This is a genomic window from Pantoea sp. A4 (genome assembly GCF_000295955.2).
Lineage (GTDB): Bacteria > Pseudomonadota > Gammaproteobacteria > Enterobacterales > Enterobacteriaceae > Pantoea > Pantoea multigeneris.
In genome coordinates this window covers 68,033-94,062 of sequence record NZ_ALXE01000018.1, presented here as the reverse complement: position 1 = coordinate 94,062, position 26,030 = coordinate 68,033, and the positions used below count along the sequence as shown (strand labels likewise).

Annotated in this window: 40 protein-coding genes and 1 pseudogene; 25 read left to right on the top strand and 16 right to left on the bottom strand. The window is 50.0% G+C overall.

Going from position 1 to position 26,030, the window contains the following annotated elements; all coding sequences use genetic code 11:
* Positions 1 to 23 precede the first annotated feature (23 nt).
* Entirely contained in the window at positions 24 to 968 is a 945-nt protein-coding gene (araC, locus tag B880_RS0104405; protein WP_017346164.1) for an arabinose operon transcriptional regulator AraC, read from the top strand.
* Positions 969 to 1,084: 116 nt separating this feature from the next.
* Here the strand turns inward: araC and B880_RS0104400 are convergent, their stop codons facing one another.
* Positions 1,085 to 2,371 (bottom strand): tyrosine-type recombinase/integrase, encoded by a 1,287-nt coding sequence (locus tag B880_RS0104400; RefSeq protein ID WP_017346163.1) that lies wholly within the window; start codon positions 2,369 to 2,371, stop codon positions 1,085 to 1,087.
* A 55-nt stretch (positions 2,372 to 2,426) separates the two neighbouring features.
* Entirely contained in the window at positions 2,427 to 2,660 is a 234-nt protein-coding gene (locus B880_RS0104395; protein ID WP_017346162.1) for an excisionase family protein, read from the bottom strand.
* 113 nt (positions 2,661 to 2,773) lie between these two features.
* On the opposite strand from B880_RS0104395, the pseudogene B880_RS25910 reads away from it, so the two are divergent.
* Positions 2,774 to 2,920, top strand: a pseudogene (locus B880_RS25910) (replication initiation protein); the annotation flags it as partial.
* A 107-nt stretch (positions 2,921 to 3,027) separates the two neighbouring features.
* A complete protein-coding gene (locus B880_RS0104390; protein ID WP_017346161.1) occupies positions 3,028 to 4,044 on the top strand; it encodes an FRG domain-containing protein in 1,017 nt (338 codons plus the stop codon).
* 147 nt (positions 4,045 to 4,191) lie between these two features.
* Here the strand turns inward: B880_RS0104390 and B880_RS27025 are convergent, their stop codons facing one another.
* The 8 genes from B880_RS27025 to B880_RS24720 form a co-directional block, all read right to left on the bottom strand.
* Complete coding sequence (locus B880_RS27025) at positions 4,192 to 4,338, bottom strand: hypothetical protein (RefSeq protein ID WP_237760983.1); 147 nt, start codon at positions 4,336 to 4,338, stop codon at positions 4,192 to 4,194.
* Between the two features lie 118 nt (positions 4,339 to 4,456).
* On the bottom strand, positions 4,457 to 5,317 hold the full coding sequence (locus tag B880_RS0104380) for a RecT family recombinase (protein ID WP_237760984.1): 861 nt from the start codon (positions 5,315 to 5,317) through the stop codon (positions 4,457 to 4,459).
* A 98-nt stretch (positions 5,318 to 5,415) separates the two neighbouring features.
* Positions 5,416 to 6,234, bottom strand: coding sequence for a PD-(D/E)XK nuclease-like domain-containing protein (locus B880_RS0104375; RefSeq protein ID WP_017346158.1), 819 nt, complete (start codon positions 6,232 to 6,234; stop codon positions 5,416 to 5,418).
* Positions 6,235 to 6,236: 2 nt separating this feature from the next.
* Positions 6,237 to 6,500 carry a hypothetical protein gene (locus tag B880_RS0104370; protein WP_017346157.1) on the bottom strand — a complete coding sequence of 88 codons (264 nt, stop codon included), beginning with the start codon at positions 6,498 to 6,500 and terminating at the stop codon, positions 6,237 to 6,239.
* The gene (locus B880_RS0104365) at positions 6,497 to 6,694 is read right to left on the bottom strand and encodes a DUF5444 family protein (protein WP_017346156.1); all 198 of its coding nucleotides are present in this window, start codon (positions 6,692 to 6,694) and stop codon (positions 6,497 to 6,499) included. The genes B880_RS0104370 and B880_RS0104365 overlap by 4 nt, the downstream gene beginning before the upstream one ends.
* Positions 6,675 to 6,824 (bottom strand): protease FtsH-inhibitory lysogeny factor CIII, encoded by a 150-nt coding sequence (locus B880_RS0104360; protein WP_017346155.1) that lies wholly within the window; start codon positions 6,822 to 6,824, stop codon positions 6,675 to 6,677. The genes B880_RS0104365 and B880_RS0104360 overlap by 20 nt, the downstream gene beginning before the upstream one ends.
* Positions 6,825 to 6,856: 32 nt before the next feature.
* Positions 6,857 to 7,969 carry a hypothetical protein gene (locus tag B880_RS0104355; protein ID WP_017346154.1) on the bottom strand — a complete coding sequence of 371 codons (1,113 nt, stop codon included), beginning with the start codon at positions 7,967 to 7,969 and terminating at the stop codon, positions 6,857 to 6,859.
* Positions 7,970 to 8,091: 122 nt separating this feature from the next.
* A complete protein-coding gene (locus B880_RS24720; protein ID WP_017346153.1) occupies positions 8,092 to 8,295 on the bottom strand; it encodes a hypothetical protein in 204 nt (67 codons plus the stop codon).
* 262 nt (positions 8,296 to 8,557) lie between these two features.
* On the opposite strand from B880_RS24720, the gene B880_RS0104345 reads away from it, so the two are divergent.
* Positions 8,558 to 8,842: a type V toxin-antitoxin system endoribonuclease antitoxin GhoS gene (locus B880_RS0104345; RefSeq protein WP_017346152.1), complete on the top strand. Its 285-nt coding sequence runs from the start codon at positions 8,558 to 8,560 to the stop codon at positions 8,840 to 8,842.
* A 149-nt stretch (positions 8,843 to 8,991) separates the two neighbouring features.
* On the opposite strand, the gene B880_RS25905 is transcribed toward B880_RS0104345, so the two are convergent.
* The 5 genes from B880_RS25905 to B880_RS0104320 form a co-directional block, all read right to left on the bottom strand.
* Positions 8,992 to 9,282: a transcriptional antitermination N peptide gene (locus B880_RS25905; protein WP_017346150.1), complete on the bottom strand. Its 291-nt coding sequence runs from the start codon at positions 9,280 to 9,282 to the stop codon at positions 8,992 to 8,994.
* Between the two features lie 535 nt (positions 9,283 to 9,817).
* Positions 9,818 to 10,204: a hypothetical protein gene (locus tag B880_RS26610; RefSeq protein ID WP_017346149.1), complete on the bottom strand. Its 387-nt coding sequence runs from the start codon at positions 10,202 to 10,204 to the stop codon at positions 9,818 to 9,820.
* Positions 10,158 to 10,874: a helix-turn-helix domain-containing protein gene (locus B880_RS26605; protein ID WP_017346148.1), complete on the bottom strand. Its 717-nt coding sequence runs from the start codon at positions 10,872 to 10,874 to the stop codon at positions 10,158 to 10,160. Before B880_RS26605 ends, B880_RS26610 begins: the two co-directional genes overlap by 47 nt.
* Positions 10,874 to 11,158 (bottom strand): type II toxin-antitoxin system HigB family toxin, encoded by a 285-nt coding sequence (locus B880_RS0104325; protein ID WP_017346147.1) that lies wholly within the window; start codon positions 11,156 to 11,158, stop codon positions 10,874 to 10,876. The genes B880_RS26605 and B880_RS0104325 overlap by 1 nt, the downstream gene beginning before the upstream one ends.
* A 152-nt stretch (positions 11,159 to 11,310) precedes the next feature.
* On the bottom strand, positions 11,311 to 11,958 hold the full coding sequence (locus B880_RS0104320; protein WP_017346146.1) for a LexA family protein: 648 nt from the start codon (positions 11,956 to 11,958) through the stop codon (positions 11,311 to 11,313).
* A 108-nt stretch (positions 11,959 to 12,066) separates the two neighbouring features.
* On the opposite strand from B880_RS0104320, the gene B880_RS0104315 reads away from it, so the two are divergent.
* From B880_RS0104315 to B880_RS0104295, 5 genes are all read left to right on the top strand, one after another.
* The gene (locus tag B880_RS0104315; protein ID WP_017346145.1) at positions 12,067 to 12,285 is read left to right on the top strand and encodes a helix-turn-helix transcriptional regulator; all 219 of its coding nucleotides are present in this window, start codon (positions 12,067 to 12,069) and stop codon (positions 12,283 to 12,285) included.
* A 113-nt stretch (positions 12,286 to 12,398) separates the two neighbouring features.
* Positions 12,399 to 12,677, top strand: a complete 279-nt coding sequence (locus tag B880_RS0104310) for a CII family transcriptional regulator (RefSeq protein WP_017346144.1) — start codon at positions 12,399 to 12,401, stop codon at positions 12,675 to 12,677.
* A gap of 34 nt (positions 12,678 to 12,711) precedes the next feature.
* The gene (locus B880_RS0104305; protein WP_017346143.1) at positions 12,712 to 13,539 is read left to right on the top strand and encodes a ParB/RepB/Spo0J family partition protein; all 828 of its coding nucleotides are present in this window, start codon (positions 12,712 to 12,714) and stop codon (positions 13,537 to 13,539) included.
* Positions 13,536 to 14,450, top strand: coding sequence for a replication protein (locus tag B880_RS0104300; protein ID WP_017346142.1), 915 nt, complete (start codon positions 13,536 to 13,538; stop codon positions 14,448 to 14,450). The genes B880_RS0104305 and B880_RS0104300 overlap by 4 nt, the downstream gene beginning before the upstream one ends.
* The gene (locus B880_RS0104295; RefSeq protein WP_017346141.1) at positions 14,447 to 15,145 is read left to right on the top strand and encodes a replication protein P; all 699 of its coding nucleotides are present in this window, start codon (positions 14,447 to 14,449) and stop codon (positions 15,143 to 15,145) included. Before B880_RS0104300 ends, B880_RS0104295 begins: the two co-directional genes overlap by 4 nt.
* Before the next feature lie 9 nt (positions 15,146 to 15,154).
* Here the strand turns inward: B880_RS0104295 and B880_RS0104290 are convergent, their stop codons facing one another.
* A complete protein-coding gene (locus B880_RS0104290; protein ID WP_017346140.1) occupies positions 15,155 to 15,373 on the bottom strand; it encodes a hypothetical protein in 219 nt (72 codons plus the stop codon).
* 82 nt (positions 15,374 to 15,455) lie between these two features.
* Between B880_RS0104290 and B880_RS0104285 the strand changes: the two genes are divergently transcribed.
* The 16 genes from B880_RS0104285 (at position 15,456) to B880_RS0104205 (ending at position 26,013) form a co-directional block, all read left to right on the top strand.
* Positions 15,456 to 15,911, top strand: a complete 456-nt coding sequence (locus tag B880_RS0104285; RefSeq protein WP_017346139.1) for a YbcN family protein — start codon at positions 15,456 to 15,458, stop codon at positions 15,909 to 15,911.
* On the top strand, positions 15,904 to 16,071 hold the full coding sequence (locus B880_RS25895; protein WP_017346138.1) for a NinE family protein: 168 nt from the start codon (positions 15,904 to 15,906) through the stop codon (positions 16,069 to 16,071). Before B880_RS0104285 ends, B880_RS25895 begins: the two co-directional genes overlap by 8 nt.
* Positions 16,068 to 16,676 (top strand): recombination protein NinG, encoded by a 609-nt coding sequence (locus tag B880_RS0104275; RefSeq protein ID WP_017346137.1) that lies wholly within the window; start codon positions 16,068 to 16,070, stop codon positions 16,674 to 16,676. Before B880_RS25895 ends, B880_RS0104275 begins: the two co-directional genes overlap by 4 nt.
* A gap of 100 nt (positions 16,677 to 16,776) precedes the next feature.
* Complete coding sequence (locus tag B880_RS0104270; protein WP_017346136.1) at positions 16,777 to 17,412, top strand: hypothetical protein; 636 nt, start codon at positions 16,777 to 16,779, stop codon at positions 17,410 to 17,412.
* Between the two features lie 495 nt (positions 17,413 to 17,907).
* Positions 17,908 to 18,345: a hypothetical protein gene (locus tag B880_RS0104265; protein ID WP_157060500.1), complete on the top strand. Its 438-nt coding sequence runs from the start codon at positions 17,908 to 17,910 to the stop codon at positions 18,343 to 18,345.
* A gap of 258 nt (positions 18,346 to 18,603) precedes the next feature.
* Positions 18,604 to 18,846 carry a phage holin gene (locus tag B880_RS0104260; RefSeq protein ID WP_017346134.1) on the top strand — a complete coding sequence of 81 codons (243 nt, stop codon included), beginning with the start codon at positions 18,604 to 18,606 and terminating at the stop codon, positions 18,844 to 18,846.
* A gap of 2 nt (positions 18,847 to 18,848) precedes the next feature.
* Positions 18,849 to 19,388: a lysozyme gene (locus B880_RS0104255; protein WP_017346133.1), complete on the top strand. Its 540-nt coding sequence runs from the start codon at positions 18,849 to 18,851 to the stop codon at positions 19,386 to 19,388.
* A gap of 213 nt (positions 19,389 to 19,601) precedes the next feature.
* Entirely contained in the window at positions 19,602 to 19,925 is a 324-nt protein-coding gene (gene lysC / locus B880_RS25590; protein WP_017346131.1) for an Rz1-like lysis system protein LysC, read from the top strand.
* Positions 19,922 to 20,188 (top strand): hypothetical protein, encoded by a 267-nt coding sequence (locus B880_RS26600; protein ID WP_017346130.1) that lies wholly within the window; start codon positions 19,922 to 19,924, stop codon positions 20,186 to 20,188. The genes lysC and B880_RS26600 overlap by 4 nt, the downstream gene beginning before the upstream one ends.
* 200 nt (positions 20,189 to 20,388) lie before the next feature.
* Positions 20,389 to 20,985, top strand: a complete 597-nt coding sequence (locus tag B880_RS26860) for a hypothetical protein (RefSeq protein WP_017346129.1) — start codon at positions 20,389 to 20,391, stop codon at positions 20,983 to 20,985.
* A complete protein-coding gene (locus B880_RS0104230; protein ID WP_017346128.1) occupies positions 20,982 to 21,191 on the top strand; it encodes a hypothetical protein in 210 nt (69 codons plus the stop codon). The genes B880_RS26860 and B880_RS0104230 overlap by 4 nt, the downstream gene beginning before the upstream one ends.
* 123 nt (positions 21,192 to 21,314) lie before the next feature.
* Positions 21,315 to 21,548 (top strand): hypothetical protein, encoded by a 234-nt coding sequence (locus B880_RS0104225; RefSeq protein WP_017346127.1) that lies wholly within the window; start codon positions 21,315 to 21,317, stop codon positions 21,546 to 21,548.
* A gap of 37 nt (positions 21,549 to 21,585) precedes the next feature.
* On the top strand, positions 21,586 to 22,185 hold the full coding sequence (locus tag B880_RS0104220) for a hypothetical protein (protein ID WP_017346126.1): 600 nt from the start codon (positions 21,586 to 21,588) through the stop codon (positions 22,183 to 22,185).
* Positions 22,186 to 22,187: 2 nt separating this feature from the next.
* Positions 22,188 to 23,660 (top strand): terminase, encoded by a 1,473-nt coding sequence (locus B880_RS0104215; RefSeq protein WP_017346125.1) that lies wholly within the window; start codon positions 22,188 to 22,190, stop codon positions 23,658 to 23,660.
* 9 nt (positions 23,661 to 23,669) lie between these two features.
* Positions 23,670 to 25,097 (top strand): DUF1073 domain-containing protein, encoded by a 1,428-nt coding sequence (locus B880_RS0104210; RefSeq protein ID WP_017346124.1) that lies wholly within the window; start codon positions 23,670 to 23,672, stop codon positions 25,095 to 25,097.
* Between the two features lie 40 nt (positions 25,098 to 25,137).
* The gene (locus B880_RS0104205; RefSeq protein ID WP_017346123.1) at positions 25,138 to 26,013 is read left to right on the top strand and encodes a phage minor head protein; all 876 of its coding nucleotides are present in this window, start codon (positions 25,138 to 25,140) and stop codon (positions 26,011 to 26,013) included.
* Positions 26,014 to 26,030: the final 17 nt, after the last annotated feature.

Sequence of the window (26,030 nt, the reverse complement as noted above, 5' to 3'; positions counted from 1 at the left end):
TGCAATCAATACAGGGGTGAAGCATGATGCACCAGCGTAGTCCTTCAGACATTCAGAGCAATCCGTTACTACCAGGCTATCCGTTTAATGCCTGGCTGGTAGCGGGCCTGACCCCAGTGACGGCCTCTGGCGCGTTAGATTTTTTTATCGATCGTCCGTCAGGCATGAAAGGCTATATCCTTAATCTCACCATCAAAGGGCGCGGTCAGGTCTTCAAGGGGGCAGAAATGTTCCACTGTGAGCCAGGGGATATGCTGCTGTTTGAACCCGAAACCCCTCATTACTATGGCCGGGCGCATAACAGCACCAGTTGGTTCCACCGCTGGATCTATTTCCGCCCACGTTCCTACTGGATCGACTGGCTGAACTGGGAAGAGAAAGTGCAGGGCGTGGGCAGACTGCGACTGACCGAGGAGCATCTGGCTGAATTCGACAAGATCTTCAGTCACATTGAAGAAGCGAACAATTCCGGGCGTCGCTTTGCCGAAGAGGTGGCGATGAATCTGCTGGAGCGGCTGTTACTGCGTGCGGTAGAGGAAGATCCGCGCAGCCGCGAAAAAATCCGCGACCCGCGCGTGATTGAAGCGTGCCAGTACATTAACCGCCATCTGGCCAGCGATGACAAAATTGAAGATATCGCCAGCCACGTTTGCCTGTCACCTTCGCGTTTGACGCATTTGTTTAGCGAGCAAATGGGCATTAATTTGCTGCGCTGGCGTGAAGAGCAGCGCATCATCCGCGCCCGGTTACTGTTGCAAACCACCAAGGAGTCTGTCGCCGGTATTGGACGGGAAGTGGGCTACGACGATCAGCTCTATTTTTCCCGTATTTTTCGCAAACGGGTGGGCGTCAGTCCGAGCGAGTATCGGCGACAGAGCCTTGAAGGCGAAGAAACCGCAGACAATGTAGAGACCACTGACGAGGTCGAAGAAGAGATCACAGAAGAGCCAATCCGTGCGTTATCCTGAAATTGGGGGGATTCCCCCTTGTGATAAAATCCAGGCCTTGCTTAAATTCCCGGTGTACATACAACAGGTATGTACACATAACTCACTTAACTATCTGAATTGTAATGTTTATATTGCTAAGCTTTTTTCCTATGGGGCATGTATGGGGCATTAGAGGAAAGATTTCTATTTATAATCTCTACCTGTCCCGCGCTATTTTCCAGCATCCAACCGCCATAAACGCTATAGAGCATCTGAGCACTTGAGTGCCCCATCTGTGATGCAATAAACGTGGGGTTGGCACCAGCCGACAGCATCCAACACGCGAAGGTATGGCGAGTCTGATAAGCTTTGCGATATCTTATGCCTGCTCGCTTGATGACAGACTCCCACAGGTTACGCAGTGTGCCTGGGGCATAATGCTCCCCTGCAGTAGTGCCGGGCTTATTAAGTAAGGGGGAGAAAATAAAGGTGCAGGGGTGAGTTGTTGTCCGGCCATACTCCCGCAACTTTATAACTTTCAGGTGTTGCTTACCAAGACGGGTAAGCTCTGCTTGGTCCCTCAGAGCTTCGAGAGCAGGGCTTACCAGATGTATAACTCTGTCAGTGCCTGCATCTGTCTTCGGCAGCGTGAAATCTCCAAGCGTTGTGAGGTTTCTCCGCACTGTCAGTGTTCCCGCCTTTAAGTCCACATCCTCCCATGCCAAAGCAATCAACTCACCATGCCGAACGCCGCTATAAAAAGCGAAGGTGAAGAGGTTTTTTGTCTGACGGTTAAGGCAAGAAGCTATCAGGCGGGTGTACTCTTCTTGGCTAATTGGATCGGGTTCAGCTTTTGCCTTTTTCAGTGGCTTAAGGTTGCTGAAAGGGCTCTCTGAGATGTAGCCGTTGTCAACTGCAAACTGAAACATTACGTTCATAGTTATCATGTAATAATTTACAGTATAAACACTTCGGCCTTCCTTTGGATTGGGCCTATGAGTTCTGATGACCTGATGCCCCGTAAGTAAATCCTTCCTGATATTCAGAAGTTCTTCCCGTGTGATGGATGAAATCGATCTTCTGGCACCAAGCCTGGGGAGCATGTTTTTAACCACGGAACAATAGCGGTAATGAGCATTTGCACTAATCTCCAGCTGTTTCATGGCAAGCCACTTTTCTGACAATTCCTCCACGCTCAAATCTTTGTTATCCAATCCAAATTTCTTCAGGTTTGGAGAGGATGGAAATTGCGCGGCGTAATCAAAATTACCCATCTTTATCGAAAAGCAAACGGAGGATCGGAGCTCTCCGGCAACTCTTCTATTCTTTGCTGTATCAGGCACGCCAAGGTTTTCCCTGACGCGCTGATCTCTATATTTGAACCATATGCGGAGTGACCCGCCATGGTTCTCAACGCCTGTTGGATAGACTTCTTTACTCATTTATTCCTCCAGACGTCCAGGAGCCGAAGCAGCATATCCCGATCATTTCCACAAATCACCCATTCGGTTGTTTTTGAGCAGCCACCCATGCATCAATCGCTTTGCGGTTATACATGCACTCGCTGGTGGGCTTTGGGTCGTTTTCTGGAGAAACATGTCTGTATTCACGGCCCACAAGCCATGATTTCTTCCGCGCGCGTGCAATAGTGCCTGGCTTCAAACCAGTAAGCGCGATCAGCAAATCCTCTGTCACCCACTCGTTGGGTACAATTTGAATAACGTTCTCCATCTCTACTCCTTAAGCGGCCATAGACAGGCCAGAACGATGAAAATAAAAAGGGCCAGAGTCGTTAGAGTCCAGCCCGGTGTTAGAATGTCGTCGCAGGCGGTAGTCTAAGAATACCTTTGCGCTATGCCTCCGCCGTGGAGAATCCGCTACGTAAAAAATTAGAGGTTAACACGGTGTATTCAGGCATAATCTGCAAAAATCCGAACTATGGCCACTGGAAAATTGCCGTGTGGCAGCCGGAACTCTACAAAAGTTGGCTCTATAAGCAACGGAGGAGGCCGAAAAGTTGATAGTGAATCTATCAACAGTAAACGACCGTAGGAAGAGTTAGGGGTAAGTACAAAAACTTATTTTTACAGGAAGAAAAATGACCGCGAAGACAGTTATTGATTGCAAAACAGCAGAAGATTTTTTAAATGAAATAACCCCTTGGACGTCAAAGCAAAATCTTTCTGATTTTGTTTTTAGAGGTCATTCGGATTCAAACTATAAGCTTTTACCTAGCGCCTTTAGGGATAAAAGCCATGGGAATATTAGCTCTATATCTAAGATAGAACCTAACAAAAAACACAAAAACATTGATGCTCTAAATAAAGTTGGATTTGGCAATCTTGCTCAGCAACACGCATCTTATGAGTTTAACATTTTGAGGCGATTTTATAAAAAAGCAAATGTGCATGGTTTGTATGTACCTCGATCAAAGTTCATGAGTCACTCTCTAGAAAGAGACTACGTTAGCTTTGAAGCCTTAATGAGGCTTTATGGTTATGACTGTTGGCTTGATCGAGACCTTATTGAGGTTGCATCTATTGCCCAGCATTATGGGCTACCTACAAGATTAATCGATTGGACTTACAATCCATATACGGCAGCTTTCTTTGCTTCAAATAGTCCTTCCTTAAAAAAAGATGGTAATATCTGTTTATGGATGTTGAACACAAGAATATTGACGGATGTTTTTGATTTAAAATCTTCTGACGTTAAAATATATAGTCCTCTCTATCAATGGAACGAAAATGCAAAATCCCAGTCTGGTGTTTTTACATATAAAGTCACCAGTATGTCTAAGGATGATGTTGCTCTAAGGCATGAATTTCTTTCAAGGATTACTGAGGAAAGTGAAATCCCAACAGATGAAAAATACAAATCTGTATATACGGATTATGAAACACTTGATGAATCAATAACCAGATTGGTTGACGAGTATAACCATCTGAAAGAAAATCAGGTAAGTAACAATGCTTTAATAAAAATAACATTACCATCTTCAGAGGCCCAAAAGCTAAACAAGCATCTGAGAAGTATAAATATATCAGAGGGCTTTATATACCCGGGATATTCAGGTGTTGTCAGAGAGATCCTGAACAAGAACAGCCTCAAGTAGGCGATTGCACTGAAAAAATCCTATATCAGATAACAGCCCTCTCTGGCAGAGGGCTTTTTTTTTGCAGCCAGCTCAGGATCTGACATACTACACTTCTCTTTAAGCAAGTACAGCTCGTACCATTTCGGCATTTAAGAGGAGGGGGCCTCACGGATGGCTGGCCTCCCTGGGACAGGCGCACAAGCCAACAAACGCCAATGTCAGAGGAGAGGGATCGTCAGGATGCGACACGGCATCAGAGTGATAAACCGTGCCGCGATAGATGACACTGAACCCATCTTCTTTGATTAGCATTAGCTTGCCAGTGCGAACTGATACTTTCCGAGTGCGGCCATTGCCTCTGACTATAGTGAAATCGACCATATCCCCAACCTGTTGCTGGCGCGGCTCCCCGCAAAAACGATGACAGGTTTCACAGCGCTGCATGGTCACCTCCCTTCTGCAACTCTTCGTCCAGCTCCGCTTTGCGGATCAGATAAACATCGGTCGCCTTCTCCAGATAGTCGGCGTTCTGTGCCAGCATTTTTGCTGCGTATTTGTAGCAGCGGTCCAGATTTGATACTGAATCAGCATTTGCTGAAGCTTCCGTGAAATCTGCCAGCAGCTCATCTGGTGTACGCGCTGAGCTGGTGTTTTCCGCTGGATTAACTTCTCTCTCTGGTTGTTGCGGCTCTGGCTTGTTGTTGATCAGGTTGTTGAGTTCGGCCCGGCTGCGCGCCGGGGTGACATCGCGCTCTGCACGCTGCTGCGGCTCGAACTCGTCTGGTGTGTATACACCGAGAATCACATCAGGGCAGTAGAGGCGAGCCCAGCGCTTAACCCCGAGGTATGCGAGCTGTTGCTTCGGATCGCTACCCCAGAGCGTTGAGTTGCGCACCTGAGCCTGCGATAAGAGCAACTCAAGCACACGCGGCTCATCCTCACCCTTTAAGGTGGCCCAGACTCTTACGCCACAGCCTTTTTCATCTTCCATTTTCCAGTTTGGCGCGATGTACTTATTGCCCTTCTGAGATGTCTTCTCGACAAATTTGCCGATCACGTTTTCCCACGGACCAAACCAGTCGTAATGGAGTCGGTCTTTAGTAGGGGCCATTGATGTAATCACTGCATTAACCAACTGCGCCTCATACCCCAGAACGCCATTGATAAGGTGTGTCTTCTGAGCCACCGCATAAGGATTCATCCCCCACTGAGCTGCCTGAAGGGCTACTGCCATGCAGTCAGCTGGGCTTCCCGCCAGGTGAGACGGTACTGTCGCTTTACCCTTTGCCATAACGTCAGCGAAAGCCTGAAGCTTTTGCAGGCCACTCGGGCTAAAGATTGCCGCTTTAGTGTCCGCCTCGTTTACTGCCGGGTGCATCAGGTCATTGCTCATAAGTTATCCTTTCTCTTTGCCCAGTCCGGGCGCGTGATTTCTTCAATGCCGCCCCAGTTACCGGACTGCATGCATTCGTGGTAGGTGGCCAGGTCGCGGCGGAACAGGTCATGACCGACCGTAACGTCATCTTCACTGAGCTGGAAAGTGCGAACCGGGTACCGGCCGCAGTCAATCGACTCGCTGACGGCGATGAAAACGAATAGTGGGTATTCGCCAAAGTGCTTGTTGTAGCCTTCGCGGTAATAGGCGTCCTGAACGTGGTAGCGGAATTCTTCGACGTGACGCGCGAAGCGGCTCATGTCGGCCACTTTTTTCACGTCCACGATCACTGGCTGCCCGGTCAGGAATTTGTCAGGTCGAATCCGGCAAAGCTCACCTGTCTGATCGTCGTTCCAGTAAATTGAGGCTTCCTGGTGGCCCTCAGCTTCAAGCAGCCAGCGTGCAGCGGGATGGGCGAGGGTGCTGGAACGCATCAGTTTAAGCTTTCGTCCTTCTTCGGCATCCATGACGGTCATACCAAGTCCTGAGCAGTCTTTGAGAAAAGCCTTTTCGTTCGCCTTGCCCTCATTGGTGCGGCGGTTAAACTCCGGTGCCACGATGAATCGCCGGTCGAACTCATCCGGCTCCAGGAGTAGGCAGTGAAGTGCAGTACCCATATCGAGTGCCGCTTTCTTCTCTTCATCCTCAGGAGCATTTTTACGCCACTGGAATATGGCAGGGTTAATAGCAATATCATCCAACTGCGATTTGCTGACACCAGCGCCGGAATGGTATGCCTCGTTAGGGATGTCGTAATAAATTCCTGTTTCCATAGCTATTCCAGCCCCAGTTTCTCTGCCGCTGTGGCAATGTCTTCAACCATTCGCGCATAGGCCGCCTGCGCATACTCGTTGTTAAGCAGATAGCGAGGAATTCCAGGCAAAGCGTCTTCGACGTTATCCGGGAAGCGAGCGCGCACTTTTAGGGTGCATTCACGCCGCGCACTATCCACATCCTCTTCCTCGTATTGCCTTTGCCAGCGCAGCTCTTCGTAACGATCCTGTGCGGCGTATGGGTTGCCGTTAAGTGAAAAGGTCATGCGACCCCCTTGCCGTAGTATTTTTCAAAGTCAGCATCCTGAAAGTCATGCCAGCCGAGAGCTACAACCTGCGCCCAGTTGAAAGCCTTCTTCATGCCTTCCGGGCTGTCGGGAAACTCTGCGGTGTACTTCTTCCGAAACTCTGCATTTGCCTGTGATACGCGAAGGCATCCATTAACTGGCGTGATCTTCATATGGCACCCCAGGCTGATTCAGAATGTCTTTGAGAGATCGCCACCCGGCACGCAGGCGGCGAACGAGGCGGTCAAGATTTGATTCAGAGCAGCCAGCAACGGGCCACCCTGCAACGGCGAACTGTTGCATAGCTATTCCTTGGTGTTGGTTAAAGTGATTGGTTAGTAGGTGATAGCGGTGTGCGGGATATTGCCGTCTTTGATTTGCGTCAGAACGTCGATAGCCTGGACGCGGGTTAATCCGGCATTAGCCATCAGCGCGTTAACAACAGCGGTACCGACCGCTTTCCGATGAGCTTCATTCGCAGCGCGAGCTGCTACTTCATCAGCGATGCGCTTTTCTTCGGCCAGGCGGCGTTGTTCGGCTTCCTGTTGCTTGCGTTGCTCAGCCGCGATTGCGTCCTGCTTTTCACGTTCAGCTTGTTCGCGTGCTTCATGTGCCAGTTTGGCGGTGCGCTCCTGAGCTTCACGGGCCTCCCGCTCTGCGCGTTCCTGTGTAGCGATACGGTCACGCTCAGCTTGTTCAGCCTTGGCCTTCAGCTCTGCTTCGCGGCGAGCTGCTTCTTCGCGCTCAACCTGTGCTTTCTGCTCAGCCTCTCGGCGTGCGGCATCGGCAGCTTCCTGCTTCAGATTCTCTTCGTGATCGCGCCGGGCTTTCTCTTCTGCTTCTTTGCGAAGGCGCTCAAGTTCGGCAGCCTGATCTTCACGCTGCTTTGCCACGATTACCGCTGCTTCCAGCTTCTGCACCGTGGCATCTTTCGCTACGCCTGCTTCGGTGGAAATTTCCTGCCAGGTATCGTCCAGAGTGACCGCTTTGGCTTCGCTGAGGCGTTCCTGAATGTCACTGGACGGCAAATAGTTTCCGGTGGCGTCAATCACATCGGCCAGTGCTCGGACCGCTGCCAGCCGCTGCTGTAATCCCTGCTTGCGGTCTTCTTCAGCCTGTTCCCACTCGTTCAGCGGGCGGCGCACTTCATCTTTCAGTGCATCCAGTCGCTCACGAACCACGCGGCGACTTTCATCAATCTGCTTCGGCAGAGCTTTGAGCTCGGCAACCAGCTCCTTACCAGCGTTGTCGATATAGGTTTTGGAGCGGGCCACCTTGTGCGCCATTGATGCGATAGCGTCACGGCCTTTTTTGGTTGTGACATCAGGAACAAGGCTGCGCGCCTCTTTCTCGATTGCTTCAATGATCGGGTCGAGCTGCTCTTTGGTGGTAAACACCGCCATCGCGTTCGACTTTTCGATGACGACTAAATCCGTTGTTTCACTCATTTCGGTTTCCTTCAGGCAAAAAAATGCCCTCCGGAGAGGGCTAATGGATGATGGAGGGTAAAACTGAAAGCAGCTCTGAGAGAAAGCCGCTTGCGCTTTTACCGTTCCCGCTCTGCGCGGGTTTAATCTAAGAATCTGACAAAATCAGGGATGTGCGTGGTTATCGTCCCATCGGGCAATTCAACAATGGCAACGGTGTAATTGCCCGGACCAGTCTCGAATTCTTCAAATGCAATTCCCCACTGGTGAAACTTGCCAGTGACAGGGGGCAACTCTTCTCTTTTTCCAGCCACTGCATGGAATCTTCTGACTTCTACCGTTCTCATACTCACCTCTGATTAATAAATAAAGTTCCGCGCCGCCTGAATAAACAGCCACCCAGCCAGCGCCCAGCATGAAGCCCGCTGCAACGAAAAGCAGCAGGTCTCTGTACTTGCTCATGTTTGATCCAATAAAAAAGGCCGCCTAAGCGACCTGTCGTTGAGTTGATGCCTGCTTTTAACCACATCAGGCGAGGTGGTTCCTGAGCTTTCCACAGACAAAGGAAACTGGTAATTTGGTTATTCCACAGACAATAAGGGATTTTGTATGGCAACCTTTACAGTAAGAGTAGAGCTGCATAATGCAGATTATGATGACTACGAACTTTTACATAAAAAAATGAATGCCAAGGGCTATAAGCGGACTGTAACTGCAAGCTCAGGTACTGAACACCATCTACCTGACGCAGAATATACTTTTGAGTCTTCATCTAAAGATGAATCTGCAGTGGCTGATGAAGTGAAAGCAATAGCTGATTCTGTTAAGAATGGCTCAGGGGTATTAGTTACAAAGTCTGCGGGAAGGGCGATTAGAGGCCTAAAAGTCGTCTAAAGACTGTCTTCACATAATTTGTAGATTTCAAAGCGTTTTCAGCAAGCCGATTCGGGCTTCTATGCCTGAATTTGGCTCAATCTCTTTTATTCGCCTAGCATCCTCAAGTAAAATCACTATTACGTGCTTAAGTTCGCTCTCACCCATAACTACCTCGCTGTCACGCATTCAGATTTACGATACCCGGCGGCGTATATCGCCACCTCTGGCAAACAATTCGCTCCACTCTCGTGCCGATCACGAAGGCTAGGGGATGAGGTGGCGCGGGATACGCGGTTAGTTGGCCGCGCTGTTACTGCAACAACCTCTGGCTCAATGCCAAAGACCGTATCGATGATTGAGCAGATGCCGTCACGCTCAATTGCCGCCGCCCGGCGACGAGCATGGCGACGAGTTTTAGCGGTCTCTTTTACTGAACTGCCATAAGTGATAGCTGTCATGGTGCCTCCTGAAATGGTTTTGGTGATTGGATGGCCGGTGCTGATCTCCGGCTTGCAAACCATGCCGAGGTAAACGGCTTTCGCCTCCCTCAATATCGGTTATTACGACCCAGTACCCGAAGGCATATGACACTACTTAGCTGGTATCGATCGCTTGCGGAAACCGTTAGCTTTTAAATCCGCGCATCAGCCTGCGCATTCATCCAATCCCAAACCCATCTCGGTTTTCGTATCGCGCTTTGTCAGCGCTGCATGTTGTTAAAGAGCTATCAGCGTGATTCTGTGTTGCCGTGCTGATGGAATTGAATATACACAAAATGTGATTTTATAGTCAATCACGAAATGTGTATGATTTTATCTTCACACATTATGTGTATGTTTTTAATGTGAATTTATTTTCCCCAAGCCCAGTCTTGAACTCGGATCAGCAGCGTTAGGTGGGGTAGCGGACACCAAAAAGCCCGCTCAGTGGCGGGCTAGGGTGCTGGGGGCATGAAAAACCCGGCGCGGTGGCCGGGTTTAGCATATTAACATTTTATTCTAATTGGCTTTCGAAAAAGTCAAAATAAGGAAGAGTGTAACTCCCTAGCCCAGACATGCTGATGAGATTTTCAGCGTAACTTTTAATGTAAGGATACGCATAAGTAGGAGCCTTGACATTGACGGCATCACTCTCTGCGACCTCTTGTGAGAAATCCACATCACACTCAAAATCAAAGTTATAGGTAATTTCGACCTGAGCGGCACCTTCCACGGATATAACAGCTGTATAACTTGCCCTAAAGACGTTTGATTTCTTTTGATTCCCAAATAATTTTCTATCCAGCTTTACAGTTATCTTCCTCTCTTTCTTCCCTTCTACTTTAGGTAATGACTTAATGGAAGCACTGGATACTGCTTTGGCTATTAATGATATTTTCATAATTTGTTTGGTAGTATTCGTTGTCGTCTATTTGATTAATACAGATAACCTCTGATTGGCTATGATCTGAGGCGGACGATATCTCTTTTCTATTAAAACTATTTTCGGAATAACTTCCTTTATAAATCATAGTCTTAACAGTATTCTCTTTGGTTAATGAACTTAAGTTGTTGCAGGACTCTCGTCCTGAAAAGAACAACAAATATCGCTCATGTTTATCGCGCTTAAGAGTTTCAGTAATTTCCAACTTTTCTGGCGAAGCAGTATCTGGCTCAATTGTGCACCATTCGTCTACTGACGAAGAGTCCTGAATCAAAACATCTAAAGATATACCCAAGCCGTCATGGAGCCTCTTTATCATTGTGAGGCTTAATTTCTTTTTACCAGACAGGACCTCAGAAACTTTAGACTTAGAACCCAAATATGCTGTCATGTCTGTTTGAGTCAAACCCATCTGATCCATTCTAAATTTGATGGCATCAAGTGGTGAAGGCTTCCGAATTGGATAATTGGCCTTTTCATAATGACCTATTAACAAATTAAGTAATTCGAACTCATCATATTCTTCAGTTTCCGGAGTAAGGTCACAAGTTGCGAGCATCAAAAAGCGGTCCATGGCTTGTTCATAGTCATTTTTGCTTTTAAGAACCTTCCAACAATAGCCTGACATTACAATCTCCACTTGTCATACTCGGCATGAGTACCAATCTGCTGTATCACTACCACTCCTAGCACGTAAACCACCTGTACAACTAGACGGTAATCATTGCCTTTAATGTTAAACACCACCCTTTTATCCGAAAGGAAATCAGCTGATGGGTAACGACTTTTGATATCGTGTGTCGTTGACCACGTGGCAGTTGAAACCTCTTGCACCCACGCTTCAAGGGGCCTTAGGGCCTGATTGTGCTTTTTGCAAAATTCGTGGATCTTCTGTACACCTCTGACATCCATTTTTTTACTAGGTTCCCCTTTTGGGAATTATAGTCATAATTCTTTGTAAAGTGTATAGCTCTGCTTGTGCTTACAATCAGCAAAGGTGCTTAAAATTACTGAAGGACGCCTTATGAGATACTCATGAGTAGTTCAAAAATTACTAACTCATCTCACCCAAACGTCTCTTCCGGCCACTGAGCCTTAACTACCTTACCGATGATACGAATGCTGTGATCGCAATCTATCACGCGATATGAAGGGTTGAGCGGCACCAGGTAGCTCACACCTGCATCTTTCTCGTACTTCTTGAAAGTCACCTCTGAATCACCGTTTGCAGAAGCAACGCAAAAATCGCCGGTTTCAACGTCCTCGGCAGGGTCAACCAGAATCAGCATCCCCTCTGGGAAGCTGGGGCGCACACCCTGCGGCGCAGTCATCGAGTGGCCCTTAACCTCAAGCCAGAATGCGTTTTCGCTGGCCTTCTTGGTCGTTGGCACCCAGGCCTTTGCATCAGTGGCTGTATAGCTGCCTACTTCTGAGAACGGGCCAGCCTGCACAGAGGCAAACAGCGGGTACTCATACTGCTTGAAAACTGCGTCAGACTCATCACCAAACATGATCTTCGCCGGGGAAACCCCTAACGCACTCCCAAGCAAGACCGCATCATCAGCGCTTACTTTACGTGTGCCGAGTTCATAGTTCCCAAGGCGAGAAGGGGCTGCCCAGCCACATTGCTTGGCGAGCTGCGCTTGGCTAAGTCCTTTAGCTTCTCTCAGGGACTTAATCCGTTCCCCAATAACTTCATGCATAGTTTTCATTCCCCTAATTTACCACGCAATGTGATTGTACCTCTTACACGATTTGAGGTTGACTGTTAATCACATTTTGTGTGTAATGCCTCTGTGTTTAACGCTAAGGAGGACGCAATGAATAACATTGCCCAGCAGCGAAAGAAAATCGGAATTTCGCAGGCTGTTCTCGCTTCAGCAATTGGTTGGGGGCAGTCACGCATTGCCAACTATGAGCTGAATATCCGTACCCCAAGCCTTAATGATTGTCGGTCAATCGTTGCCGGGCTGGAGAAACTTGGGTGCCAGTGTTCGCTGGACGAAGTTTTCCCACCGTCAAAAGAAAAAGCCGCTTAAGTAGTTCCGCTCTTTATCAATCTGCGCCGCCGACAACGTGGCTCCAAATTCAAAGTGGCAATCCCCCACGGATTGCTCACGTAAACAATTACATAGCAAGGAAATTATCAGGTATGGAAAACGCAACTCAAAGCAAGAACGCCCGCCGCATCGAATCTGCATTGCTTAACAAACTTGCCACACTAACGCAGAAGGTGTTTGCCGAAAGGTTTGGTGTGGCGGAATACACTGTAAGTCGCATGAAGCGTGACTTCTTCAGGCAGATGAGCATTGCGCTCGACATTCTGGAATACGGGGTGGCTGACGAAGAAATGAACCGACTTGCTGAAGAGGTCGCCAAAATTTTGACCAAAGAAAAAGCCCCGAGCTGCGCGAACAGCTTCGAGGCCTGATGCGAAATGACTGGATCAATTCACAGGAGTAATTATGAGTAGTTTACTATCGCTTTACAAGGCAAAAGAGAAAAACGGTACCGAGATGTCGGCTAAAAAGACATTCCTGGTCCCGCTGGCGGAGTTATACATCGAGCCGGGTTACAACGTGCGCGAGATTGACCAGGCGCACATTGAAGAGTTCCGGGATGCGTACATTGCAGGTGAGTACGTTCCTCCGTTGGCTGTGCAGGTGACAGAGCATGGCATCAAGATTATCGATGGCCACCACCGTTACCAGGGCGCACTGCTGGCAACGCAGGAAGGCCATGAAATTCCCCGCCTTGAGTGCAAAGATTTTTCCGGTACCGAAGCAGATCGCATCGCTTTCATGGTCACCAGCAGTCAGGGTAAGCCACTTACATCGCTTGAACGTGCTGCAGCATATCAGCGCCTGATTAATCAGGGATGGTCAGCGTCAGAAGTAGCGAAAAAGGTTAAGCGTTCTGCAGCCGATGTTGATCATCATCTACAACTGCTGACCTGCGGTGACAGCCTGATAGCGATGGTGAAGGCCGGAGAAGTTGCTCCGACCACCGCTGTAGCCCTTTCGCGTGAGCATGGCCCTAATGCTGGCGTCGTAGCGCAAGAACAGATGGTGAAAGCTAAAGCGGCTGGCAAGTCAAAGCTGTCACGTAGCGCGGCTATCCCGCTGTTCAGTGCAGTTAAGGCTCGCCGGTTAGTGGAGCTTCTGGTTGATGCTGAATTCAATCGTGGCGGGGAAGGCGATTACCTCCTGCTGTACATGGACACGGCTGAAGAAATCAACCGCATTCTGGCTGAATATCGTGCCGGTATACCTGCTGAGGTGGAGGCACCATGAGTTTAGCCACCGTTATCAGCTTCCCTAAAAAAACCGAGCAAACAGGAGGTCACATGGCCGACCTGTCCAACGGGTATACCAAGACTGCCAATGAGATTCAGAAGCTAAAGCCGCGCCTGAGATTATCAGGCCGCGAGTGGCAGTGTTTTGAGGCAGTGATATGGCTTACCTACGGATGGAATAAGAAACAGGACAGGGTAACGAACACGGTAATCGGAGAGCTTACAGGCTTGAGTGACAGCCATGTTTCGGATGCTATCAAGGCGCTGGCAGAACGGAAAATCATCTTCTGTCAGAAGCATGGAGTGATGAAAACAGTGGGTGTAAATACTGAAATTTCAGCGTGGATTTTGGACAAACCGAAACCGGGAAAAGTTTTCCCGAAAACGGAAAACTCCTTCCCGAAAACGGGAAAAGTCTTCCCGGAAACGGTAGACACCCAATACAAGAACAAGAACAGTATTAAAAACACTACGTCAGAGAATTCTGCCGAATCCCCTGACAGCCCATCTGTAAAACTTCCAGCTCTTCGTCCTGATGCAGCAATTCAAACCCCGAAGGGTGACAAGTGGGGAACTGCTGACGACCTGAAAGCGGCTGAATGGCTATTCAGCAAAGTCTCGATCGTTGCACCAACCGCACAGGTTCCCAACTGGCCTGCCTGGGCTAACGATATCCGGCTCATGCGAAGCGCGCTGAAAGTTAGCCATCTCGAAATATGCGAAGTTTTCAAATGGGCTAACGCCGATCACTTCTGGCAGACCAACGTCATGAGCCCCTCAAAGCTTCGCGAGAAGTGGCAAACGCTTAAAGCCCAGATGAACCAACCTAACCGTAACCGAACTGGACCGGCGGAGCAGCAGTCAGCTGCCAACTGGAATACTCAGGAAGCATGGGACAATTTCATATGAGACAACTCGTAGCCGCAATAAACAATCGAGACAGCTCCACTCTGGTCCGCATGGCCGGTGACTTGCCTCAGCCGCCTGATCGCCGTTTGCACCAGGAGGTCGAAAAGTTGATGGATGAGTTTTTCGAGGGATTGAAACAGGTATTCCCGGCATCTGTCAGCACTGCCTGGCGCAATCCGGCAGACGAGGCTGCCGCCAAGCGACAGTGGATCGCTGCCTTCGCTGAAAATGGAATTACCAGCAAGCAGCATTTGCAAGCTGGCATGCGTCAAGCCCGAGCCAGCGGATCGCCATTCCTGCCTTCACCGGGCCAGTTCATTGAGTGGTGTAAATCTGGTGAGCGATTCGCTGCTGGTCTGCCGGATGAGGCAGGGCTGTACGACATGTTCCGCCTGTACTGCCGCGACCGTGGCATGTACGACTGTAGCGAGAATTTCCCCTGGGAAAGCCCGGCCTGTTTCCACATGGTGACGGCGGTTTATAACCAGATGCGGTCTTTCAATCTTTCAGATGCCGAGTGCCGCCAGCGCCTGAAAGAGCAACTGCGCAAAATGTCCCGCCGCATTGAAGCCGGTGAAGAAATCCCCCCGCCGCGCAAGCAAATTCCGTTGCTGCATATCCCACTCGGCAATGAGAAGGGGCTAGATCGAATCGCTGAAATCCGGCGAAATCTTGGCCTGAAGGGAAGGAGATAAATTACGGATTTACGGCAGAATTCCGTTAACCGCTGCGCTGTCATGGAAATGGCCCCACAGTAAGCCGCCTGAGAAGGCGATGAGCCCCATTAAAATTAGCGTAATTAATACCGCGACCGTCGATAGTGATGGGTCTTTTCCTTTGTATCTGTAACGTCCGTAAAGAACACCCGACATAAGAAAGCTAATAGCAGAATGCACAAACAACAGTGCTTCAGCAAATGGCATTGTTCACTCCTTCATACATTGGGTCATCAATAGACTAGCAGAATGTTTACAAAGATGTTTTGTCCGTACCAGGAGGGCCGCTATGGAAATACCGAAGGACGGCATACGCCTTCATCAGAGTAACTTCCGCGCCATCGGCGAACAGCTCTTACCTCTACTCGCCACCGGCCAGTGTTACCGCCTCACATTGAAACCCTGGAAAGAAAAACGCTCCCTCTCGCAGAATTCCCTCGCGCATTTGAGGTTCAACGAAATCAGCGAATACCTGATTAAGTCTGGCCGCACTGACGCTACGCCCGCCTGGGTAAAACGGAATCTTAAGCGTACCTACCTTGGCTGCGAAGAGGTCACTTACACCGATTTCGTTACTGGCGAGAAGGTCACCACTTACGAACCCCGGCACACATCCGGACTCGATACGGGAGAGATGCACTTTTTCCTGAATCAGGTTGAGCGGTGGTGCATGCAGTTCGGGCTTGCGCTGACCATACCGCACGACTCGGAGTATCAGAAACTGAAGGAAAAGCAAAATGAATAGGTCATCCACTCAAACCATAATTGACCACCTAATCTATCAGCCCACCCGCCGCACCCGCTCAAAACGCAAACCAATCCCGCTAGCCAGTGAGGTGAAGACATTCGACTACACCTACGGACTGCTGCGCGCCAAATGGAACAGAATGAGGCTAACCAGATGAAAAAAGTCAGGCGGCGCTGTAAAAATCCAGACTGCCGCGAATGGTTCAACCCAGCCTTCCAGAATCAAACGTGGTGCAGTGCAGAGTGTGGAACCGTAATCGCGCTAGCAAAGCGAGAAAAAGACCGGCAGAAATCGATACAGGAAGCAGAGCGACGACGAAGAGAAGAAACCCAGCAAGAAAAACGCCACACCAAGATCCGCAAGTTAGCTCTACAACCCCTCAGTCACTTCCATAAACAAGCCCAATCAGCCTTCAACGAATACATCCGCACCCGTGACTCCGGGAATCCGTGCATCAGCTGTGGCCGTAATACAGGCGCGAAGATGAATGCTGGCCATTACAGAACGGTGGGTGCTAGCAAAGAAACCCGCTACGACGAAACCAACTGCCATCTGCAATGCGAACACTGCAACTCGTATCTGTCCGGGAACATCGGCGAGTACAAGCCGCGGCTGATCACGAAGATTGGGCAGGAGGCTTTCGACCGCCTGGTGGGGCCGCACACGCTGAAGAAGTGGACGCGGGAAGAGTTGCAGGAACTGGCGGCACACTACCGGCAGAAGACACGCGAGCTGATCAAACAAAGGGGTGAAGCTGCATGACCTGGCTAAACAAGTTACTCCGCCGTTTCCGACCAATAATCCCAACCATACAGCCAGCCCACATGCAGATATGGGATGCCTGTCCTAAGCGGAGAAAGAAATGAGAATTGAGCGAGACTTTCAACAACTAGCCAGGCTGGCCCCGGTACGCAGTTCATCTGACATGCGCCGCCTGTTTGGAACTGGATGGAAGACCATTAATAAATCACAGCAGGCATGGGTCAGACACCTACTCACGGTCTGGGGGCAGCATCTTGGGAATGAAGATTATGATCGCAGCGAGGTGAACGTGATTGGCCGCTTGATGATGCGATGCGAATGGAGCGAGCAGAAGGGTAAGCAGATAGAAAAAATCGTCTCAGAACTCCACTGTGAAGGGCTGCGCGGGGAAGCGTTGTTCCGAAAGGCTCGGGATCTACTAATCCCACAGTCATCAACGGCCAACATCATCGCTCTCGCCAAAGAATCCGATGATGCCGCCTTCGTTGAATCTGTGATGACAAAGACTTTCGGTGCAATCAACCCAATCAAAAACGTTGCCAGATTACGCTACTGCAAGCGCAAGAGCGTGCAAAACATTATCGGTTGCCTGATTTATCACACTGGCGTCAGCGCAAAAGAGGCCCGGAACAGAATGGAGTGGGCTCTGGATATTCTCGAAGGAGAAATGTTTTACGCAACTAAGCGGGAAATGGAGAAGGAGATTCCTAAAATAGCAGCACAATTAGAAAATTAGCACTAATTGCTAATGATTGCGGGCAAGCGATCTGCCATATTTCACATAGGCTCGGGGAGTAAAGCGAACTGAGCGCCACATGACAAAAAGACGCCCTGCGGTTAATTCCGTGGGGCGTTTTGCATATTGGCGAGGATACTGTGCGACGTCGGAGATCGCCATGCAGGACAGAGGGTTCGAATCCCTACGCAGCGTCCTCACCAATAGGCCATTCAAATTTGAGGTTTATTAAATTTGAATTCGTGTATAGGATGTAACTGTCATGTTGAATCCCCCTGTGCGGAGGGGCGACAGTCGAATTACCAAGATAACCATGGTGATCGCCGAAATGCTGCGGGTAAAGGTGACTGGCTTACCCACCGGGAGGCACCCGGCATCATGACAATAGTCACAATTTTCAGCAAAACATAAGGCTCGCTTCGGTGGGCCTTTTTTATTGTTCGTTTGAGAATTTATTAACTCTTCCATGAAGCCGTTCCTAAGTTATAAAATTTCATGAAGAAATTTAACTGGGATGAAAGAATGAGAAAGGGGTTGGTTGTTTTATTTTTTGCTACGGTAATTACCGGCTGTGTATCGAATGACATAGAAGATATGCCAAGAGATGCCAGGGTGAGATTTGCCAATATGGAAGGTTACTCCAACAATCCTTATCCAAAAGCAAAAATGCTTGGCGAAGTTATGGGTATGAGTTGTGCGCGTCGCGCCGGAAGTACGACGATGGTAACTGAGTTAGGTGGGAATATCTTCGCCACCACAACTGGGCCAGATGTCGCCACTGGATCAGAAGCTCTGGAGAATATGCGCTACAAAGCCGCAATGATGGGTGGTGATGCAGTTGTCAATGCTGTGTGTAAGTCAGGAGGCGTTGACTGGGCTCATAACTGCTGGTCAACCGTAAAATGCGTTGGCGACGTGGTTTCGAAAAGCTAATACATTCATATCCTAAATTAACAGGCACTGCTTCGGCGGTGCCTTTTTCGTTTCCGCCCCTGCCAGTTAATCAAAAATCCCTCGTTATCCTGTGTGGCATCGGGCGTCTTTTACATCCGTAAAGGCAAAAGAAAACCCGCACTTGGCGGGTTCAGTCGAACTCGGGAAAGTTTCTTCCTCATCAGTTGAAACTTTAACCGGGTTCGCTTTGTTCTTCCTTAAGCAAAATCTTAAAGCGAATCCCCTAGAGGGGTGAGAATGGTAAAAATCATGCCTGACAAAATTGCTTCCGCAGTCAGTTATTGCGTGTCCGGCACACTTGTATGTGGAGGCAGTGTGTCGCAATGGATTCATGACCTTGACTGGAATCAGGTCGCGGTGGTTATCGGGATCGTGCTCGGTATAGCTACTTTCATCACAAACTTATACTTCCAGCGCCGTCAAACCCGAGCCATCGAAAAAGCGGCCGGTGAAGGTAAGGCTGTAATACGCGGGGAATAAGTATGGCCATATCCGCTCAGCTTAAAACCCGCCTAAGTGTCGCCATGCTGGCGCTCATAGCCGCAGGAGCATCTGCTCCGTCCCTGATGTCACAGTTTCAGAAAGAGAAAGAAGGCTCAAGCCTGACGGCTTACGCTGACGCTGGCGGGGTCTGGACGATCTGTGGTGGTGTTACGCGTGTTAACGGCAAGCCGGTAGTGAATGGCATGAAGTTAAGTGCGGCGCAATGTGATGCCATCGATAAAGCAGAACAGGCAAAGGCGCTGGACTGGGTTGCCCGAAATGTTCACGTTCCGCTGACCGAGCCTCAAAAGGTTGGCATTGCTTCATTCTGTCCGTGGAATATCGGCCCCGGTAAATGCTTACCTTCTACGTTCTACCGCAAGCTAAACAGCGGCGATCGCCACGGTGCTTGCGCTGAAATTAAGCGCTGGATATTCGACGGTGGCAAAGATTGCCGCATTCGCTCTAACAACTGCTTTGGGCAGGTTGATCGCCGCTATCAGGAATCAGAGCTGACGTGCTGGGGGCTGGATGAATGACACTTTCCGATATCAAGTGGGGATCGGTGGCGATAGTCATTCTCGCTCTGTTCATCATTGGTTTGGCTGTAACGGTGAAAGTGCAGCACACAAGCAACGTCGAGCTAGCTAAACAGAAAGAACAGGCGGAGCAGGGCAAAGCGACGGCAGAGGCAATCACCAATAACGTGATAACCGCCGTTACCCTCATCAATGATATATCCCGAGCCACCCATGAACAAAAAACGACTGTTGCGGCAGATGCTGGCGATAGGGTTGTGTCTATCCGAAATCAGCTCTCCACCGATGCGTGCGCTAACACCCGTATTGATAGTGCTGCTGTTGAGCAGTTGCGGCAGTACGCAGACGGTTTACGTCAAAGTCCCTTACGTACCGATCAGCAGTGAGCTGACAGCCGACACGCCACAACCCACCATTCCCGACAACATGAACTGGTCGCAGAGCCTGCAACTCAACGTGCTGGCATTCAGCGCCATAGGTCAGTGCAACCTCGATAAAGCGGCGATCCGCAAAATTGAGCAGGAACGGCAGAAATGAACAGATTCCTTACCTGGCTGAAAAGCTGGTTTATTCACACCAAAGAAGAGAGCAAAGAAATGTCTGAGCCACTAAATGACGCATCAACCGCCCAGCCTGTTTCAGTAGAGCCGGTCACCGCTGAAGCAATCACCCCGGCAGCAGAAGCGAAAGAAGGCGTCAAAGACCTGAAAGCCGCGCTGGCATTTATCGAAACCGGCATCACTCACTTGGGTGAGGCTGCAAAAGATGAATTGGTAGCTCTGGCCCAGAAGTACCTCTAACCAAAGCTGATTTAGAAAGAGCACCACAGCCTCGGCACGCGCAGGGGCTTTTTTGTACCCGCAGTAAACACGCGTATCGCAGCGCATAACACTCCCGAGTCTTTCAGAAAGCTGAGCCTGAGAACTGCCGTATATGGTGGCGACCATCTCGGGGCGGCTTTTCTGTGCGAACAGGCTCATCTTTCTAAAAGGCAATCGCTATGAACAACGCATTAACCGCACTTTCTTCTAACCAAGCACCGACCATGAGTAGCCTTGAGATGGTCGATTACATTAATGCTGATCGTAAGTCAAAAGCCGAGGCGGCAGGATTGAAGTTTCCCTGCAAGCAGTTCACTAAATTGCAGCATAAGCATTTCCTCGCCAAAGTCCCGAAAGTGCTGGGTGAGACATCAGCCAAATTTTTGGCCGATGATACCTACACCGCAGGTAATGGTGCTACTGGCATCAGGCAGATTTACAACTTCCCTAAGCGAGAAGCTTGCCTAATGGCAATGAGCTACAGCTACGAGTTGCAGTCGCAGGTGTTCGATCACATGACGGAGCTTGAAGGCGGAAAGGACATCAACCTTCTCGACTTCTCAGGGCTGGCAGAAATGGCTATCAGTGAAATGACTAACCGTGTTGCGGCAGCGGAGAAGTTTTCTCTCGGGGAGCACGGGCAGCCAGGTAGTGCATTGATGAACCTTAGGAAGAAAGAGAAGAAGGCCATTAAGAAGGCTGAACAACTGGTGAAAGATCTGATTCAGTTCAGGCTTTGTGACATGGGAGATTTTCCAGAAGGGGATCCAGCATGACACCAGTCCAGTTTATTGAGAAGAACGTTATCTCTGAGTTGGTAAGGCTTGGTTTCGATGTAGATGTTGCACACATCGGGGCACGTGAAGCGGTGAACTATTATCACCGATCATCCTCTGCCAGCGGCAAGAGCAAGATGTTCGACGATTGCCTGAACATAGCCAAAGCGTGGGCAACCAAATGCCAGAGCAAAAAGAAAAAGTGAGAGCCACTTTCACAGCGGCTCTTGTTGCTGGGCGCATTTTCGAGCGCGCCTGATGATGATTGTTAACGCATTAGCTCAATGATTAAATGGGGGCTTGAAACCCCTAAAGCTGATGGAGTTAACATGTGGAAAAGCTTTGAAGAGAGACCTGATTATTCAGGGTGGATTTTACTGTCTACGAATAAAGGCTTGGCATATGCGAAGTACGACAAAGAAAATCACAGTCTAGGTCAAATATATCTTTTGGGTGACATGTACAACACTACGGATAAGATTCACCACTGGGCCAAGATAGAAGATCAGCCAGATGGAGATTTCGATCCGAACTCAGTTGGGTTCCCCAAAACAGTTAAGTGAAAGCGCCGCCTTCGGGCGGTTTTTTATTGGAGTAAACATGGCATCACCAGATTGGGAGGCTATCGAATCAGCTTACCGGGCTGGTTTGCTATCTGTCCGCGAAATTGCTTCACAGCAAGGAGTAACGCATACCGCAATCAACAAGCGCGCAAAGCGTGATGGTTGGGAGCGAGACCTTAAAGCCAAGATAAAGGCTAAGGCTGATGCGCTGGTTTCCAAACGCGAGGTTTCCAGGCTGGTTTCCACCGAAAAGGCGGTTTCCGAGCGGCAACTAATTGAAGCATCAGCGGAGGTAATAGCTAATGTTCGCATGGAACATCGAGGCGACATCCGGCGGGCACGTGAGATAACCAACGCTCTGTTTGATGAGTTGGGTGCTGAGTGCGCAGACGTAGACGCGCTACGGAAACTTGGCGAGATGATGTTTGAACCTGACGACAACGGGCGTGACCGACTGAATGAGATATACCAGTCGATCATCAGCATGCCAGAGCGCGTTAAGTCAGTTAAAGCCTTGAGCGATGCGTTAAAGAACCTGATTGGCCTTGAGCGCCAGGCATATGACATTGACGGGCCTACCGGCGATGATGCAACGAAGAAACTATCCGATCTGATGGATGATTTAGCTAAGGGGTAGCCATGAAGCCGGAACACATTGCGCTTCTGCGCGACAAACTCTGGCGGCTGAATCACCTCTACTGGATAACCGACAAAGGAGGCAAGACGGTTCGGTTCAACATGACGCCGGAGCAACTTGAATACTTTGAGGGTATGCACACCAGGAACATAATCCTGAAAGCTCGGCAGTTAGGTTTCACCACGGAAGTCTGCATTATCCAGTTGGATGCTGCGTTGTTCGAGGCTGCAAAATGTGCGCTGATCGCCCACACGTTGAATGATGCCAAACGCCTGTTTCGTGAAAAGGTGAAATACGCCTACGACAGGCTACCGACCGAAATCAGAGCTGCCAATCCGGCAAGCAATGATTCGGCGGGAGAGTTGGTATTCAAGAAAGGCGGCTCACTCTACGTAAGCACGTCATTTCGCGGTGGCACACTGCGTTACCTGCATGTTTCTGAGTTCGGAAAGATATGCGCCAAGTTTCCCGACAAAGCCCGTGAGATTGTCACTGGCGCATTCGAGGCAGTCTCAAGCGATTGCTTCACCACGATAGAGAGTACAGCAGAGGGTAGGGCCAGCTACTTCTTCGACTATTGCCAGTCGGCAGAGAAGGCGCAGTTGCTCGGCAAGGTGTTGTCCAACCTCGACTGGAAGTTTTTCTTTTTCTCGTGGTGGAAGAATCCGCAGTACGCAATCGACCCGGTTGAAGCCATACCGCAACGTCTGATCGATTACTTCGATGAGATTGAGGTTAAACACGGTGTAACGCTGAGTGAGCGTCAGAAAGCCTGGTATTACGCCAAAGAGAAAACGCTCGGCGACGATATGAAGCGCGAATATCCGTCCATACCGGCTGAAGCATTTGAGCAGTCAGTTGAAGGTGCCTATTACGCCAGCCAGTTCCGGCATCTCTACACCAGCAAGCGCATTGGCGACTTGCCTGATAACTCTCACCAGCCAGTACACACCTTCTGGGACATCGGTGTTGGTGATTCCACCGCAATATGGTTCGTCCGTGAGGTTGGCGAAGAATTTCACGTCATCGACTACTACGAGAACAGCGGTGAAGGCCTGCGCCATTACATGAAGGTGCTGAAAGACCGTGGTTACCAATACGGCGAGCACTGGGCACCCCACGACATAGACAACCGTGAGTTTGCTGGCGACGGCAAGAGCCGCAAGCAGATCGCTGCTGAAGGTTTTGAAATTGACGGGCAGATGTACTCCATTCGCTTCAAGGTCGCACCAAAGCTGGGTGTTGATACCGGCATCGACTCGGTGCGTGAAATTCTCCCCAAATGCGCCTTCGACGCCGTGAAATGCGAAGAGGGAATATCCCATCTTGAAGGCTATCGCAAGGAGTGGGATGACAAGCGCGGTTGCTGGAAAGACAAACCACTGCATGACTTCACCTCGCATGGCGCGGATGCATTCCGCTACTTCGCTGTGGCGAAAATAAACCGCAAACAGACCGGCGCAATCTTCTTCTAAGGAGCACCAGTGAGTGAATTAAAACCGGGGGAAAACTTCCTCGTAAACGCGCTGGCCGCTACCGTGGGGCGCCTGCGCTCCCTCTATGCCGGGGTAAATGGCAACACCAAGCGAACCAAGCTATGGGATGAGTTCGGCTACCCCGACCAGATTGGTTTTGAGCAGTACTACCGCGCCTATGAGCGTAACGCAGTTGCCCATGCCGCTGTTCACAAGCTGCTTGATAGTTGCTGGATAGACAACCCCACGATTATTGATGGCGATGAAACCAAAGAGGCGACAGATACCACCTACTGGGAAAAACAGGTTACCAAGTTGCTTAAGAAGCACTGGCCGAAAATCAAAGATGCGGATCGTCGCAATCTGATTGGCCGGTACTCGGCGCTGCTTATCCAGTTCAAAGATGGGCGGGAGTGGAGCCAGCCGGTCGATCGCACAGTGGTTACCAGGCTGAAAGATAAGGCCATTGTAAAACTTATTCCCGCTTGGGAGTCACAGGTTAAGCCGGGAAATTTCGACACTGACACCATGTCTGATACCTACGGCCAGCCTGTCAGCTACAACTTCAACGAGCAGCCCGTAGGTGATGATGGCAGTTACGGGCCTGTGCGCGGTGTTACCGTTCATCCTGACCGCATCATCATCCTCAGTGAAGGCTCTGAAGATGAAAACATGCTTTCCGGCGTGCCATTCCTGCGAGCTGGTTACAACAAGCTGCTCGATTTGGAAAAAGTGTCCGGTGGTAGTTCGGAAGGGTTCCTGAAGAACGCCAGCCGCCAGCTAGGCATTGCATTCGATAAAGACACCGATATGGCAATCCTATCGGCACAGGCAGTCTCAGCCGGGTTTAAAGACCTCGGCGAAGCGCTCAACGATAAGATTGCCAGAATGAACCGTGGCACCGATGCGGCTCTGGTTATGCAGGCAGGCGCGCCATCCGTTCTCTCCGTGGCCGCTGCCGATCCGCAGCCGACATGGACAGTCACCGCGAATGAGTTCGCTGCGTCGATTCAGTGTCCGTTCACCATTCAGTTCGGTCAACAGACTGGGCGGCTGGCGTCTGATGAGGATAAAACTGACTGGGCTAAACGCTGCAACGGGCGGCGCTGGGGGTTCCAGTCCGCTGTTGTTACAGCCATAATTGAACGCTTCTGGACTATGGGTGCTATTGCCCCACCGACCTCAGGCGAGGTAACACTCGCCTGGTCTGATTTACTCGCACCGAGCGAGAAAGAAAAAATTGCCAATATGCAGGCAATGGCAGATGTGGCGCAGAAAACTCAGGCCGCTTACGGCACCCCGGCAATCGAGCAAAACGAGATTCGCGCTGTTGGTGAGTTAGAGCCTATCGCTGAAAACGAATTGCCACCGCCTCCACCAGGAGACCCGCTGAGTGATAACCCTGAAGACAATCCGAACACCGGTGATACCACGTAATAAAGCTGACCCAACACAGTCAGCTAAACCGGTAAACCGGATGATTCGCGACATTGAAAACCGCTACTACCGGATAAAATTGGCCCTCAGGCAGTTGTTTGATGCTCGACTAACCGGGACCGAGCGGGTGGGTAATTCATCTCATGCGGTACATGGCAATGTTATCTACCAAGTGAACGCTGGCACGTATGTTTATGACATGACGGCTGCCCAGTTGGCCGACCTTCTTCAGCAGACGCAGGTGATACTGGATGATTCCCTGCTGGAGGGCGGCAGCAATAACCACTGGGCGCTTGGCTATGTAGCTGCTGAGTATGAACGCGGCACGCTGGCTGCCTTCACCAACCTCTCCGTTCAGTCTCAGGCTTACGAACAGCAAACCACGCTGGCGCAACTGCTAAGCACACCGGCTTATCAGAACCAGATATCAGCTGCATACGTATCGACGTATAGCGACTGGAAGGGCATTAGCGATGCGGCCCGCGCGAATCTGGCTAATGTGATTTCTGACTCAATCGGTCGGGGGATTAACCCGCGAGAAACAGCAAGCATCATCAGCAGAAGGCTCGATGTATCGATGTCCACTGCCAAGAACATTGCCCAGACTGAGCAGGTGGGGGCGTTACGCAAGGCCCAGTGGATGGAAACTGACTGGGCTCGGGATAGACTGGGGCTAAACACTGCTGTGCTTTGGCTCTCTGCTCTGAAGCCCACAACTCGGTCATGGCATGCAGCAAGACATGGACATACCTATACCACTGAAGAGGTTGAAACGTTCTACAGCGAACGTGGCAACCGCTACCACTGCTATTGCAGCCAGATACCGGTGATTCTTGATGAAAAGGGTAAAGTCGTTAATCCGGGCCTAGTAGAACGCCTGGCTACAGAAAGGAAAGACTGGCAGAAGGCAGATTAATCAATCCCCCCAAGAGG